Genomic DNA, 14205 nt, shown 5'->3' with positions numbered 1-14205 from the left:
GACTTGATCCCGCGTACCGATAGGGGATCGTTCACCGGTACACGCGCACGCAGTAGAACCGGCCGCGGGATCCCGCGGCGAGCAGTGTCCCGACAACCCCGCCCGATGAAGAGTCCCGCTGAGGCACCCCACCTGGGACGGTACTCGTGGCGACCCGACGAAGGCGAGCTGCTCAGAGGCGCCGCTGCCTGTGTGCTCCGCCCGTCCGTGACGGCGACGTGTTCCGGCGGAACGACGCCCTCGGCGACCTGCGGAAAGACGCCCTCGGCGACCTCCGGGTCGGGCCGCGGCCGTCGCTCGCCGAGACCGAGACGGCGCTCGGCATCGAAAGCGATCTCGGCGACCCTCCCTCCGCCCGGCCGCCCGGCCGTTCGAGCAGCGGAGGAGCGCCCTCCGTCCCGTGGTGAACGTTCACGTTCAGGTTCCGCACCGCACTTGTCTCGTCCCCTCCTGCCCGCCTAGCGTGGTCCGTGAACGTTCACGCCGATGACGCCGCGAAAGGGTCCCCATGACCGACTCCACTCCGACCACTCCCGCACCCGGCTGGGCGGTGCTCGGCCCCGGCAGCATCGCGCGCCGGTTCCTCTCCCAGCTCCCGGCGAGCGACCGCGGCGCCCGGCTCGTCGCGGCGGGCAGCTCCGACCCGGGGCGAGCCGCGGCCTTCGCCGCCGAGGCCGTCGAGCACGGCTTCGCGGACGCGACCGCCGGCGATTACGCCGCGGTCCTCGCCGATCCGCGGGTCACCGCGGTCTACATCTCCACCGTGCACACGGGTCACGCCGCGCTCGTGCTGCAGGCGCTCGAGGCCGGCAAGGCCGTGCTCTGCGAGAAGCCGCTCGCCGTCAACCACGGCACGGCGATGGCCCTGGTCGACGCCGCCCGCAGCGCGGGTCTGCCGCTGGTCGAGGCGTCCATGTACCGCTTCCACCCGCAGACCGCCGCGCTGCTCGAGCTCGTCCGCGACGGCGCGATCGGCGACGTCGTGCACATCGACGCCTCCTTCTCCTTCCGCACCCCGTCCCGCGAGGGCCGCCTGTACGAGGTCGCGACGGCCGGAGGAGGCGTCCTCGACGTCGGCGGGTACACCGTCACCGCCGCGGCGGCCGTGGTGCAGGCCGCGACCGGTGCCGCCGTCGCGGAGCCCGTCGAGTTCGACGCGAGGGGCAGCCTCGGCCCGACCGGCGTCGACGAGTGGAGCGTCGCCCGCGCGACCTACCGCGGCGGCATCACCGCGACCCTCCGCACCGGCGTGGCACTCGACGACGTGAACGCCCTGACGATCCACGGCACGCGCGGCCGTCTGCACGTGGCCGACCCGTGGTTCGGTGCGTCCGACACGGGCATCGAGATCAGCGTTGTCGGGGAGGAGCCGCGCATCCTCACGTTCGAGGGGGAGAGCCCCTACGCGCTCGAGGCGGATGCGACGACCGACGCCCTGGCGGCCGGTTCGGTCGAGGCGCCGCAGATGACGCTCGAGGAGACGCTCGCGACGGCCCGCACGCTCGACCGCTGGCGCGCCGCGATCGGCCTGCGCTTCCCGTTCGAGGCTGAGACCGCGGACATCCCGACGATGTCCGGGCGGCCGCTGAGCGTCGCGTCGGACAGCCCGATGCTCTTCGGCGAGATCCCCGGCGTCGGCAAGCGGATGTCGCGGCTCGTGATGGGCGTCGACAACCAGCCGGATCTGGCGCACGCCTCGGCGATCTTCGACGCGTTCGTCGAGCAGGGCGGCACCGCCTTCGACACCGGCTACATCTACGGCGACGGCGAGATGGAGGGCCGCCTCGGCCGGTGGATCCGCAACCGCGGCATCCGCGAGGACGTCGTCGTGATCACCAAGGGCGCGCACACCCCCTACTGCGACCCGGAGTCGCTCTCCCAGCAGCTGCTCGAGAGCCTCGAGCGGCAGGGCACCGACTACGCCGACATCTACCTGATGCACCGCGACAACCTCGAGGTGCCGGTGGGGGAGTTCGTCGACGTGATGGACGAGCACCAGCGCGCCGGGCGGATCCGCGCCTACGGCGTCTCGAACTGGACGCCGGAGCGCTTCGACGAGGCGCAGGAGTATGCCCGCACTCACGGGCGGGCCGGGTTCCAGGCGCTGAGCGACCACTTCGGCCTGGCCGAGGCGTACGACGTGCCGTGGGAGGGCTGCGTCCACGTCACCGACCGGGCGTCGAAGGAGTGGCTGGTCGAGCGGCAGATCCCACTGCTGCCGTGGTCCTCGCAGGCCCGCGGCTTCTTCACCGGCCGCGCCCGCCCGGACGACACCAGCGACGCCGAGCTGGTGCGCTGCTACTACGGGCCGGACAACTTCGAGCGCCTGCGCCGGGCCGAGCAGCTGGCGGCCGAGCACGGCGTCGGGGCGACGGCGATCGCGCTGGCCTACGTGCTCGCGCAGCCGTTCCCCACCTTCCCGCTCTTCGGGCCGCGCACGATCACCGAGCTGCGCTCGTCCCTGCGCGGCCTGTCGATCGAGCTGACCCCGGAGCAGACGGCATGGCTCGACCTCCGCGCCTGAGCGGTGCCGAGGCCGGCGGCCGCGCGACGATCCACGACGTCGCGGCCGCCGCCGGGGTCTCCCGCCAGACCGTCACCCGCGCGATGAACGGCATGCCGGGCATCAGCGAGGAGACGAAGCGGCGGGTCCTCGACGCCGCGGAGCAGCTGTCCTACCGACCGTCGCGGTTCGGCCGCGGCCTGGTCACCGGCGGCGAGCACCAGCTCGGGCTCGTCGTCGACGACCTGCGGAATCCGTGGTCGCCGGAGCTCGCCTCGGCCGTCGTCCGGGTCGCGGCGGCGCGGGGCTGGAACATGTCGCTCGCGGACGTGGGCCTCGCCGCCGACTCCGACCGGATGATCCAGGCGCTGGGCGCGCAGACCGACGCGGTGATCGGCACCTTCGGCGATCGTGCTGCGGAGTGGATCGAGCGGCTCAGCTCCGTGCCGGTCATCGAGCTCGACCCGACCGGCGACCCGCTGCGCGCCGCGGTGCTGCTCGACCACTCCGAGGCCGTCGAGGCGCTGGCCGAGCATCTGGCGGGAGCCCGCGTGCGGCATCCGGTGGTCGTCGACGTCTCGCGGGACGTGCGGCCGAGCCGGCGAGCGGAGCTTCTGATCAGGGCCTTCGCCGCGCGCGGACTCGAGGCCTCCGTCGTCCGCGCCGAGGGCCCCACCGCCCAGGCGGCCGCGGACGCGACCGAGCGGATCATCGCCCGCCCACGGGTCGCCGACGCGATCGTCGCGTTCAACGACCTCTGCGCGCTCGGCGTGCTCTCCGCCTGCCGTCGGGCGGGCGTCGACGTGCCCGGCGACGTCCGGGTGGTCGGGATCGACGGCCTCTCGATCGGCCGGCTGCTCGCACCGACGCTGACCACCCTCGCCGTCGACCTCGACGAGCTCGCGCGGCACGCCCTCGACCTCGCGGTCGCCATGATCGCCGGCGAGCTCCCCCGGGGCGGTCCGGAGGTTCACCGCACCGTCCGCCACCAGTTGGTGCTCCGCGAGTCCGCTTGATGTTCCAGACGGGCAGCGCGATCGGCTGGAGGTTCCGCTGACGCGAGAAGCGCTCACCAGGCGAGCTGATGGTCGTCCTCGAAGACCGCGCCCGTCGGGCCGTCGGCCGGCAGGGTGGCCAGGCGAACGGCGACCGCCGCGCCTTCGTCCGGCGTCCTCGTGCCGCGGAAGTTGTTGAAGTCAGTGGCGACGTGCCCCGGGGCCGCGCCGTTGATCTTCAGCGTCGTGGCGGCGAACTCGCGGGCGTAGTGCACGGTCAGCGCGTTGAGGGCGGTCTTCGAGCTGGAGTAGGCCATGGAGGGCTGCCCCACCCAGGCGCCCTCCTCGCCGAGTGAGCCGCGCTTGCTCGTGACGTTCACCACCCGTGCGTCCTCCGCCCGGGTCAGGAGCGGCAGGAAGGCCGTCATCATCCGCACGACGGCGAAGACGTTGACCTCGTACACGCTCCTGATGTCGTCGACCGTCTCCTCGGTCGGCGTCGGCAGATGATCCATCGGGTGGAAGGTGAGCGTGTTGACGCCGGCATTGTTCACCAGTACGTCGAGTTGCCCGAACTCCTCCGCGACGCGCGCCGCGAGGGCGTCGACATGGTCTTGCCGGGTGACGTCGAGAAGGACGGGGCGGACGTCCCCGTCGAGGCTCTCCGCGGCGTCCCGGCCGGCGTCGACGCTCCTCGCGCCGAGCAGGACGGTGAACCCCTGCTGTGCGAGGCCGCGGGTGATGGCCAGGCCGATGCCCTTGTTGCCGCCGGTGACGAGGGCGAGCTTCGTCGCAGGATCTCCAAGTGTTGTCATGTCAACACTCTGCGCTCGGGACGTTGTCGTGTCAACACCGGGACCGTAGTCTGAGCAGATGACCGCAGCGCTGAGCGAACAGGAGCAGCTTCTCTGGCACACGTGGAAGATCGCATCGGACCAGGTCCGGCAGCGCGTCGCCGAGGAGATCAAGACCGGCACGGGTCTCTCCGACCCGGACTTCGGCATCCTGACGCGCCTGGTCGAGCTCGGCGGCGGGGAGCTCCGCCAGAGCGACCTCGCCACCTCGATGCAGTGGCACCGCAGCCGGCTCTCACACCAACTGACCCGCATGGAGCAGCGCGGTCTGCTGGGTCGTCGGAGCGTGGACGCCGGCGTCCACGTGTGCATCACCGATGAGGGGCGGGATGCCGTCCGCGTCGCCCGTCCGATCCACGCCGCCGCGGTTCGCAGGCACCTCGTCGATCGCACCGACGGCATCGATCGCGCGACCTTGATACAGGTGCTCGAGCGGCTTGCGCGGGACGTCTCGCCGTCCTGATGAGGGATCGTCGACCCGGGTGGTCGCCGACTCTCTGAGGTGTCGGACGAGCGGCCGGCCGAAGTGACGGGGCGGGGTCGTCCGGCTGAATCGCGTCCTGAGGGAAGTCGAGGGGGCGGCCCCGGGAGGGTGATCATCGCCGTCAGGGCGCAGGCCGCAGTGACGAGCCCCGCGACCAGTAGCCGCAGCGGCGTGTCCGCCGGCACGAGGCCCCGCTTCGTCTACCGAGCGCTCGCGGCAGGAACCGCTAGCGCTCGCCGTCCGCCCGCTCCCCGAACTCCACGAGCTTCGCGAACAGGTCCTCGATCAGCCAGCGGGTGTCGAACGCCTCGCAGACCCGGATCGTGTGCGGCCCTGCGTCGGGCAGGAGCTCGCCGTCCGCGGAGAACCGCGGCGCGCGGCGCTCCCGCCAGCGTCCGCCGGCGGGGTTCATCACGGCGCCGATCGCCGGGCTGTCGCCCAGCGACCGGAAGTCGAGCGGCCCGTACGGGATGGTGTCGTTGAACGCGATCAGCTGGTCCACCAGGTAGTCGCCGAGGGGGCTGGTTCCGCGCAGCCGCGTGCGGAGCTCGGCGTGCCCGACTCCGACTCCGGAGTACACGGGCATCGGGATCTGCCAGAGGGCGATGCCCGACTCGAGGACGCGGTTCGCGGCGTGGACGTCGTTGATCAGGTTGAACTCGGGGCTGTAGGCGGGGATCTCGTCGTAGGGCGGGCCGCCGACCCAGACGACCACGACGTCACGGGAGGCGATCGACGGCTCGAGCAGCAGGGCGGCGGCGACGTCGGTCAGCGGCCCGAGCACGGCGATCCACAGTCGGCCGGCGTCGCGCAGCGCCTCCGCGACGATCAGGCGGGCGCCGTCCGACGCCTCGGCGGGCAGGGCCGACTCGGCGCCGTCGACGACGGTCACCGTCGCTCCCGCCAACTCCACGATGCGGTCGATCTCGGCGCGCGACTCCGGCATGCTCCCCGGCCGGCCGAAGTGCGCAGCGACCAGGCCGCGGACGTCGAGGGTCTCGGTCAGCAGCGCCTGGACGATCGCGAACTGGTCGTCGGCCTCGTTCGCCGCGTCGGTGCTGACGATCAGGCGGTGCGGGGGAGGCGGGGTCATGCGGACTCGCGCTGCACGAGGGTCGTCGCGAGGATCGGCTGCCGGTCGACCGGGCGGCCCTGCACGACGGCGACGACGGTCTCGGCGGCGACGCGGCCCATGTCCTCCAGGGGCTGCCGGATGGTCGTGAGGGTCGGATCCGAGGTGGTCGCGATGACGACGTCGTCGAAGCCGATGACGGAGACGTCGGCGGGGACGCGGCGGCCGGACGCCTGGAGCACGCGGATCGCGCCGTTGGCCATCAGGTCGGAGGAGGCGAAGACGCCGTCGAGGTCGGGGTGGCGCTGCAGGAGGCGGGCCATCGCGGCGGAACCGCTCTCGAGGGTGAAGGCGCCGTGCACGATCGGGCTGGAGTCGAGGCCGAGCTCGGTCAGCTCGTCGCGCCAGCCGCGGATGCGGTCGCGGGCGGGCTCCATGTCGTGCGGGCCGGCGATGATGCCCAGGCGCCGGCGGCCGGAGTCGGCGAGCGCGCGGGCGGCGAGGCGGCCGCCTCCGTAGTTGTCGGAGTCGATGACGATCGCGTCCTCGGGCAGGGCGACGCGAGGGCGGCCGACCCAGGCGATCGGCACGGGGGAGTCGGCCAGCGCCTGGGCGAGGTGGGTGATCTCGTGCTGGAGGATCACGATCGCGCCGTCGACGGCCCGCGAGCGGAGGAAGCGGGGGATGCGGTCGCTGTCGTCGTGGTCGGCGGGCAGCAGCACGGGCTGCACCTCGCCGGCGTAGAGGCCCTTCGCGGCGCCCTTCAGCACCGAGGTGAAGAACGTCCCGGTGAGGCTGTCGAGCTCGTTGAAGGCGACGATCAGGGCGATGGCCCCGGCCCGCCCGCCGCGGAGCATCCGGGCGGCGCTGTTCGCCTCGTAGCCGAGGGACTTCGCGGCGCGCTCGACCGCGGCGGTCATCCGGACGTCGACATTGGTGCCGCCTGCGAGCACACGGGCGGCGGTGGCGCGCGAGACGCCCGCGGCCTGGGCGACGTCCACCAGCGTGGGTCGAGTCATGCTGCTTCCTTCTGCGAGGGGAGGTTCCGGCTTCCGCGCCTCCCCGCGGAGCACGGTGGGGAGAGCGTCGGAGTGAAGACTCGCACGGGGCGGCGGGCGGCCGTCCGGAACTGCTCGATTTGCGAAACTTCCCTTTGATACTAGGCGGAGATCGTTATCTCGCGGAGACCGGTTCTCGCTTGCATCGTGCTCGCGGGCGGGTTAGGTTGGCCGCCAAGAGATCGTTCTCTGAGGCCCGCCCTCACCGAAACCCTGCGAATCCCCAACGAAGAGGAATTGTCGTGAAAAGAAGCCTGACGGCCGTAGCCGCCGCAGCAGCAGTAGTCGCGCTCACCCTGACCGGGTGCTCGTCCGGAGGGGGAGGAGGCGCCTCGGACGACCCGAACGCCGAAGCCACCTTCTGGTCCTTCACCGGTATCAACGCCAAGGACAGCGTCGACGAGTACCTCGCGAAGATGCCCGACGCGAAGATCAAGCTCTCCGAGGTCGGCAGCACGACCGAGACCGCCACCGCCCTCACCGCGGCCCTCGCCGGCGGCAAGGTGCCCGACCTGGTCATGATCCAGAACGACGACCTGCCCCAGTTCGTCGCCAACAGCTCGAACTTCCTCGACCTGCGCACCCTCGGCGGCGACGACGTCGCCTCCACCTACCTCCCGTGGGCCGCCTCCGCCGCGACCGCCGACGACGGCTCCGTCGTGGGCGTCCCGACCGACGTCGGCGGACTGGGCTTCGCCTACCGCGCCGACCTCTTCGAGCAGGCCGGCCTGCCGACCGAGCCCGACCAGGTCGCCGAGCTCTGGAAGGACTGGCCGTCCTTCATCGAGACCGGCAAGAAGTACACCGAGGCGACCGGCAAGCCGTTCGTCGACAACATCGAGACCAGCGTCTTCTTCTCGACCGTCAACCAGGTCTCGGAGAAGTACTACTCGCCCGACGGCGAGCTGGTCTACGACACCAACCCGCAGGTTAAGGACGCGTTCCAGGTCGCCGTGGACACCAAGGACGCCGGCATCAGCGCCGGCATCGCCGCCTGGTCCTCGGGCTGGGCTCCGGGCCGCGCGAACGGCGCCTTCGCCGTGACGATCGCCCCCTCGTGGATCCTCGCCGGCATCAAGACCGACGCCCCCGACACCGCCGGCAACTGGCGCGTCACCAGCGTCCCCGGCATCGGCGGCAACTGGGGCGGCAGCGTCATCGCCATCCCCGCCCGCGCCGAGCACCCCGAGGCCGCCTGGCAGTACATCAAGACGATGATGTCGGCCGAGGGCCAGACCGACCACTTCAAGGCCTCGGGCACGCTGCCCGCCGCCACCGAGGCGGTCGCCAGCGAAGAGGTCCAGTCGTACACCGACCCGTTCTTCGGCGACTCGAAGATCGGCGAGGTCATGGCGACCTCCGTCGAGCAGTTCCCGTCCTTCTACAACGGACCGGACACCACCCCGATCAACGGGGCGCTCCTCAACACCCTCGTCGAGCTGGAGGCCGGCAACGTGACCTCCGACAAGGCGTGGTCGACCGCACTCGACACGGCCAAGCAGGCCATCGGCGGCTGATCGCCCCACCCACCCGAGCGGCCCGGCGCCTCGCGCGCCGGGCCCCTCCCCCCTTTCTCGACGGAGGTACTCCCGTGTCAACGGTGACAGCAGCACCACCCCGCAAGCAGCGCAAGCAGCCCAGCGCGCCGGTCCAGAAGGCCGCGCGGATCCGCAACTCCCTCTCGGAGCGGATCGCCCCCTACGCGTACGTCGCGCCCTTCTTCATCATCTTCATCGTCTTCGGGCTCTTCCCGCTCCTGTTCACGTTCTACGTCTCGCTCTTCGACTGGAACCCGATCGGCGAGCAGACCTTCGTCGGCATCGCGAACTTCCAGCAGCTCTTCGCCGACTCCCGGTTCTGGAACGCGCTGGTCAACACCTTCGGCATCTTCATCATCTCGACGGTGCCCCAGCTGCTGTTCGCCCTCTTCCTCGCGCACCTGCTGAACCACGCCCGCCTCCGCTGGGCGAACTTCTTCCGCATGGCGCTGCTGGTGCCGTACATCACCTCCGTCGCGGCGACCGCGATCGTGTTCGCGCAGATCTTCGACAAGAACTTCGGCCTGATCAACTGGTTCCTCGGCATCTTCGGACTGCCGTCGATCAACTTCCTCGCCACGAACTACGGCTCCTGGATCGTCATCTCGACGATGGTCTTCTGGCGCTGGTTCGGCTACAACACGCTCCTCTACCTGGCGGGCCTGCAGTCGCTGCCCCGCGAGATGTTCGAGGCGGCCTCCGTCGACGGCGCGTCCAGCTGGCAGCAGTTCCGCCACCTGACGATCCCGGCGCTGCGCCCGATCATCGTCTTCACCGTGATCATGTCGACCATCGGCGGTCTGCAGATCTTCACGGAGGCGCTCCTGGTGGCTCCCGAATCGGGCCTCACCTGCGGCGCCGGCCGGCAGTGCCAGACGCTGGCGCTCTTCCTCTACGAGCAGGGCTTCGGCCAGTTCAAGTTCGGCTACGGATCCGCCATCGGCGTCGTGCTGTTCGTGATCGTGGTCCTCGTCTCCCTCCTCAACTTCTACCTCTCCACCCGCACCCGGAAGGAGGCCGTCTGATGTCGGATGTGATCGACCAGGCCGTCCCGCAGACGCTGGCCCCCACGGTCCAGAAGGCACAGCTGCCGAAGCGGCGCGGGAAGGGCGGCGGAGTCGGCTGGCCGACCTACGTCTTCCTCGTGATCGCGGTGCTCGTCTCGATCTTCCCGCTCTACTACATGTTCGTCGTCGCGTCGGTCGGAGCGACCGCCGTCACGTCGATCCCGCCGCGCCTGTACCCGGGCACGAACTTCATGGCGATCGCCGAGAAGGTGTTCGACACCGTCCCGTTCGTCGCCTCGATGCTGAACAGCCTCATCGTGTCGCTGAGCATCGCCGTCATCTCGGCGATCCTCTGCGCGATGGCCGGCTTCGCCTTCGCGAAGCTGCAGTTCCCGGGCCGCAACGTGCTGTTCCTCATCGTGCTGCTGACCATGACGGTGCCGGCGCAGCTGAGCATCATCCCGCAGTACCTGATCGTCTCGGCGCTCGACTGGGTCGACACCCTCCAGGCGATCATCGTGCCGGGCCTGGCCAGCGCCTTCGGCATCTTCTGGATGCGGCAGCACATGTCCACGACGGTCAGCGACGAGCTGATCCAGGCGGCCCGCATCGACGGCGCCAACTCGTGGCAGCTGTTCTGGCGCATCGCCTTCCCGGTGGTCCGCCCCGCGGCGTTCGTCCTCGGACTGATCACCTTCACCGCGGTCTGGAACGACTTCATGTGGCCGTTCATCGTCCTCAAGTCGCCGGAGCTGTTCACGGTGCAGATCGCGCTGAAGCAGCTGCAGGCCAACCGCTCGATCGACGTCGCCCTGGCGATGGGCGGATCGTTCATGGCCACCCTCCCGCTGCTGATCGCGTTCTTCTTCGTCGGCCGCCGGATGGTGTCCGGGATCATGGACGGGGCGTTCAAGGGCTGATGCACGACGCTTCCCCAGCACTGCCCGGGACGGACGCCGCGCGTCCTCCCGGGCGGGACTGGCGGGATCGCGCTCTGCCTCCGGCCGAGCGCGCCCGCCTCCTGACCCAGGAACTCACCCTCGAGGAGAAGGCGGCGCAGCTCGGCTCCGTCTGGCTCACCGACTCCGCCGACGACTTCGCCCCGAAGCTCGACGACGGGATCGCCGCGGGCGACGACCTCTTCACCGGCGGCCTCGGCCAGCTGACCCGCGTGTTCGGCACCGAGCCGGTCACTGTCCCGGAGGGCGTCCGCCGGCTCCGCGAGCTGCAGGAGCGCGTGGTCGCCGGCAGCCGCCTCGGCATCCCGGCCATCGCGCACGAGGAGTGCCTCACCGGGCTGGCCGCGTACGGCGCGACCGCGTTCCCCACTCCGCTCGCCTGGGCGGCCACCTTCCACGAGGAGCTCCTGGGCGAGATGGCGGAGGCGATCGGCTCGGACATGCGCGCACTCGGCATCCACCAGGGCCTCGCCCCGGTCGTCGACGTCGTGAAGGACTACCGCTGGGGCCGCGTCGAGGAGACCCTCGGCGAGGACCCGTACCTGGTCTCGCAGCTCGGCGCCGCCTACGTGGCGGGGCTGGAGGGGACCGGCGTCGTCGCGACACTGAAGCACTTCGCCGGGTACGCCGCCTCCCGCGGCGCCCGCAACCACGGACCCGTGAGCATGGGGCCGCGCGAGCTCGCCGACACGGTGCTGCCTCCGTTCGAGGCCGCCCTGCGGCACGGCGGCGCCCGCAGCGTGATGACCTCGTACACCGACATCGACGGCGTGCCCAGCAGCGCCAGCCGGCACCTGCTGACGACGCTGCTCCGCGACCGCTGGGGCTTCGAGGGCACGGTCGTCGCCGACTACTGGGCGGTGCCGTTCCTCCAGGCCATGCACCACGTGGCGGTCGACGCGGCCGACGCGGGGCGCCTGGCGCTGCACGCCGGGGTCGACGTCGAGCTGCCGCAGACGGCGGCGTACGGCGAGCTGCCGCGCCTGATCCGCGAGGGCGTCGTCGACGAGGCCGACCTCGACCGCTCCGTGGCCAGGCACCTCCGCCACAAGTTCGAGGCGGGCCTGCTCGACGGCGGCCCGCTGGTGCCCGAGGGAGCCGAGGACGTCGACCTCGACAGCGCCCGCAACCGCGCGATCTCGTCGCGGATCGCGGAGGAGTCGGTCGTGCTGCTGCGCGACGAGGACGTCGCGGGGCTGCTGTCCTCCGGCTCGCTCGCCGTCGTGGGACCGGCCGCGGACCAGTTCCGCAGCTTGGTCGGCTGCTACGCGTTCCCCAACCACGTGCTCTCCAAGCACCCCGGCCACGACCTCGGGCTGTCGATCCCGACGGTGCTGACGGCGCTGCAGGAGGAGTTCGGAGCGTCGCGCGTGCGCTTCGGGGCGGGCGGCTCGATCACCTCCGCGTCGACCGACGGCGTGCAGGAGGCGGTGGACCTCGTCCGCGCCTCCGACGCGGCGGTCGTCGTGGTCGGCGACATCGCCGGGCTCTTCGGCGACGGCACCTCGGGCGAGGGCTGCGACGCGGCCGACCTCCGCCTCCCCGGAGCGCAGGAGCCGCTGGTGACGGCCGTGCTCGAGACCGGCGTGCCCACCGTGGTGGTCGTCCTCTCGGGCCGGCCCTACGCGCTCGGGGCGTTCGGAGCGGCGCGCGGACTCGTGCAGGCGTTCTTCCCGGGAGCGGACGGGGCGGCTGCGGTCGCCGGCGTGCTCTCGGGCCGCGTGGCTCCGACCGGGCGGCTGCCCGTGCAGATCCCGCGGCTCCCGTCCGCGTCGACCACGTACCTGCAGCCGTCGCTCGGGCTCTCGAACCCCGGGATCACGGCGCTGGACGCGACTCCGCTCTACCCGTTCGGCTACGGGCTGACCCGCGGCGCGGTGACGTACACGGAGCTGGCGACGGCGGCGGAGCTGCCGGTCGGCGGATCGCTCGACGTGGCGGTATCGCTCCGGAACGACGGCGCCGACACGGTCGAGGTGGTGCAGCTCTACGCGGGCTACCCGACCTCGGCGGTGGTGCGGCCGGTCGCGCAGCTCATCGGCTTCGCGCGCGTGCCGATCGCGGCGGGCGAGACGATGACGGTGCACTTCCACGTCGACGCGGCCCGGCTCGCGGTGACGGGGGAGGACGGCCGGCTCGCCGTGGACCCGGGGCCGCTGCGGCTGACGGCCGGCGCCTCGGCGGCGGACGCGGCGGTGACGGCGGAGGTGTCGATCACAGGGGAGCGGCGGTTCCTCGCCGAGCGGGCGCTGCGGACCCCCTGGTCGGTGGCGCGAGGCTGAGCGGTCGGCGCCTCAGGGGGGAGGCGCCGGCCGCTCGCGGGGGCGGGCCGGTGGTGCCGGCTCGCGAGTCCGCAGAAGTCGCGGTGCTCGAGTGCGGGACCTGCGACTTCTGCGGGGTCGGCGGCGGGGAGCGCGACGGCCGCGTAGCACCGCAGGCGCCAAGCGCAAGGGGCCCGCGCGAGCCGGGGGCCCGGCCTAGCGTGGAAGGAGCGGCGCCGCCGGTGGCGGCCCGCGGAGAAGACCGATGCAGAGGAGAGTCATGCCCGCCCTGACCGACACGTTCACGCTGTCCAACGGAGTCGCCATCCCGAAGATCGGGTTCGGCACCTGGCAGATCCCCGACGGCCCCGAGGCCTACGACGCGACGACCGCCGCGCTCGAGGCCGGCTACCGCCACATCGACACCGCCCGCGCCTACGGCAACGAGGCGAGCGTCGCCCGGGCCCTGCGCGACAGCGGCGTCCCGCGCGACGAGGTGTTCATCACCACCAAGCTCCCGGCCGAGGTGAAGGACTACGAGGGCGCGAAGGCGAGCTTCGAGACCACCATGGCGGCGCTCGAGCTCGACCACGTCGACCTGTACCTCATCCACGCCCCGTGGCCCTGGCAGGACATGGGCTCCGACCACCGCGAGGGCAACATCGCGGCGTGGAAGGCGATGGAGGAGATCCTCGAGGCCGGTCGCTCGCGCGCCATCGGCGTCTCGAACTTCCAGGTGGCCGATCTGGAGTCGCTGATCGCGGCGACCGACGTGGTGCCGCACGCCAACCAGATCCGCTGGTTCGTCGGCAACACCCAGGACGAGACGACCGCCTACTGCAAGGAGCACGGCATCCTCGTCGAGGGGTACTCGCCCCTCGCGACGGGCGGCCTGCTCGACAACTCCGACATCGGCGAGATCGCCGCGAAGTACGACAAGTCGGTGGCGCAGCTCTGCATCCGCTACCTGCTCGAGAAGGACGTGCTGCCGCTGCCGAAGTCGACGACGCCCTCGCGCATCGTCGAGAACGCCGACGTCGACTTCGAGATCTCGTCCGAGGACCTCGCGCACCTCGACTCGCTCGTCGACACGGAGTCCTGACCCGCGGTCGCCCGCTCGTGACGGGCCGGAGGCCGTCGCACTCGAGCTCGAGTGCGGCGGCCTCCGTCGTCTCGGCGCGTCCGCCGCCGCCTCCGCTCGCGAGTGCGCAGGAGTTGTCGCAGTGGGCGTCGAGTGCGACAAGTCCTGGCTTCTCGCCGGACTCCTCCGATCGCGGTTCCGCGAGTGCGCAGGAGTTGTCGCAGTCGGTCTCGAGTGCGACAACTCCTGGAGTCTCGGGGTGCTCGGCGTAGGAGCGACGGGCGTCCGGCGTCCCGAGGCCGCTCGCGAGTGCGCAGGAGTTGTCGCAGTGGGCGTCGAGTGCGACAAGTCCTGGCTTCTCGCCGAGCCGGGGCGAGGCGGGGCGGGCCGGGG

The 14205-nt window shown here is 71.6% G+C and carries 11 protein-coding genes; 8 read left to right on the top strand and 3 right to left on the bottom strand.

The window, feature by feature from the left end:
• The first annotated feature begins 508 nt into the window (after positions 1–508).
• Both C5C25_RS12720 and C5C25_RS12715 read left to right on the top strand, forming a co-directional pair.
• Entirely contained in the window at positions 509–2524 is a 2016-nt protein-coding gene (locus C5C25_RS12720) for an aldo/keto reductase (RefSeq protein WP_104250821.1), read from the top strand.
• On the top strand, positions 2503–3519 hold the full coding sequence (locus C5C25_RS12715; RefSeq protein ID WP_104250820.1) for a LacI family DNA-binding transcriptional regulator: 1017 nt from the start codon (positions 2503–2505) through the stop codon (positions 3517–3519). The genes C5C25_RS12720 and C5C25_RS12715 overlap by 22 nt, the downstream gene beginning before the upstream one ends.
• Before the next feature lie 53 nt (positions 3520–3572).
• Here the strand turns inward: C5C25_RS12715 and C5C25_RS12710 are convergent, their stop codons facing one another.
• Positions 3573–4313, bottom strand: coding sequence for an SDR family NAD(P)-dependent oxidoreductase (locus C5C25_RS12710; RefSeq protein ID WP_104250819.1), 741 nt, complete (start codon positions 4311–4313; stop codon positions 3573–3575).
• Between the two features lie 58 nt (positions 4314–4371).
• Between C5C25_RS12710 and C5C25_RS12705 the strand changes: the two genes are divergently transcribed.
• Complete coding sequence (locus tag C5C25_RS12705) at positions 4372–4815, top strand: MarR family winged helix-turn-helix transcriptional regulator (RefSeq protein ID WP_146079472.1); 444 nt, start codon at positions 4372–4374, stop codon at positions 4813–4815.
• 247 nt (positions 4816–5062) lie between these two features.
• Here the strand turns inward: C5C25_RS12705 and C5C25_RS12700 are convergent, their stop codons facing one another.
• Positions 5063–5929 carry a nucleoside hydrolase gene (locus tag C5C25_RS12700; RefSeq protein WP_104250818.1) on the bottom strand — a complete coding sequence of 289 codons (867 nt, stop codon included), beginning with the start codon at positions 5927–5929 and terminating at the stop codon, positions 5063–5065.
• Positions 5926–6927 carry a LacI family DNA-binding transcriptional regulator gene (locus C5C25_RS12695; RefSeq protein ID WP_104224675.1) on the bottom strand — a complete coding sequence of 334 codons (1002 nt, stop codon included), beginning with the start codon at positions 6925–6927 and terminating at the stop codon, positions 5926–5928. Before C5C25_RS12695 ends, C5C25_RS12700 begins: the two co-directional genes overlap by 4 nt.
• Before the next feature lie 281 nt (positions 6928–7208).
• Between C5C25_RS12695 and C5C25_RS12690 the strand changes: the two genes are divergently transcribed.
• From C5C25_RS12690 to C5C25_RS12670, 5 genes are all read left to right on the top strand, one after another.
• Positions 7209–8483: an extracellular solute-binding protein gene (locus C5C25_RS12690; RefSeq protein WP_104226495.1), complete on the top strand. Its 1275-nt coding sequence runs from the start codon at positions 7209–7211 to the stop codon at positions 8481–8483.
• Between the two features lie 83 nt (positions 8484–8566).
• Complete coding sequence (locus C5C25_RS12685; protein ID WP_104224677.1) at positions 8567–9529, top strand: carbohydrate ABC transporter permease; 963 nt, start codon at positions 8567–8569, stop codon at positions 9527–9529.
• Positions 9529–10431 (top strand): carbohydrate ABC transporter permease, encoded by a 903-nt coding sequence (locus tag C5C25_RS12680; protein WP_104248354.1) that lies wholly within the window; start codon positions 9529–9531, stop codon positions 10429–10431. Before C5C25_RS12685 ends, C5C25_RS12680 begins: the two co-directional genes overlap by 1 nt.
• The gene (locus tag C5C25_RS12675; protein WP_104250817.1) at positions 10431–12752 is read left to right on the top strand and encodes a glycoside hydrolase family 3 N-terminal domain-containing protein; all 2322 of its coding nucleotides are present in this window, start codon (positions 10431–10433) and stop codon (positions 12750–12752) included. The genes C5C25_RS12680 and C5C25_RS12675 overlap by 1 nt, the downstream gene beginning before the upstream one ends.
• Positions 12753–13011: 259 nt before the next feature.
• A complete protein-coding gene (locus C5C25_RS12670; RefSeq protein WP_104226493.1) occupies positions 13012–13833 on the top strand; it encodes an aldo/keto reductase in 822 nt (273 codons plus the stop codon).
• Positions 13834–14205 lie beyond the last annotated feature (372 nt).

Source organism: Rathayibacter sp. AY2B9, from assembly GCF_002931595.1.
Classification (GTDB): domain Bacteria; phylum Actinomycetota; class Actinomycetes; order Actinomycetales; family Microbacteriaceae; genus Rathayibacter.
Note: the sequence above shows the minus strand (reverse complement) of the source record. Positions and strands in the feature narration are given on the sequence as shown.

Bases quoted from the DNA above. Each gene is read 5' to 3' on its own strand.
- C5C25_RS12670 (WP_104226493.1), top strand. From the start codon at position 13,012: ATGCCCGCCCTGACCGACACGTTCACGCTGTCCAACGGAGTCGCCATC.
- C5C25_RS12680 (WP_104248354.1), top strand. From the start codon at position 9,529: ATGTCGGATGTGATCGACCAGGCCGTCCCGCAGACGCTGGCCCCCACG.
- C5C25_RS12675 (WP_104250817.1), top strand. From the start codon at position 10,431: ATGCACGACGCTTCCCCAGCACTGCCCGGGACGGACGCCGCGCGTCCT.
- C5C25_RS12705 (WP_146079472.1), top strand. From the start codon at position 4,372: ATGACCGCAGCGCTGAGCGAACAGGAGCAGCTTCTCTGGCACACGTGG.
- C5C25_RS12715 (WP_104250820.1), top strand. From the start codon at position 2,503: ATGGCTCGACCTCCGCGCCTGAGCGGTGCCGAGGCCGGCGGCCGCGCG.
- C5C25_RS12700 (WP_104250818.1), bottom strand. From the start codon at position 5,929: ATGACCCCGCCTCCCCCGCACCGCCTGATCGTCAGCACCGACGCGGCG.
- C5C25_RS12710 (WP_104250819.1), bottom strand. From the start codon at position 4,313: ATGACAACACTTGGAGATCCTGCGACGAAGCTCGCCCTCGTCACCGGC.
- C5C25_RS12720 (WP_104250821.1), top strand. From the start codon at position 509: ATGACCGACTCCACTCCGACCACTCCCGCACCCGGCTGGGCGGTGCTC.
- C5C25_RS12695 (WP_104224675.1), bottom strand. From the start codon at position 6,927: ATGACTCGACCCACGCTGGTGGACGTCGCCCAGGCCGCGGGCGTCTCG.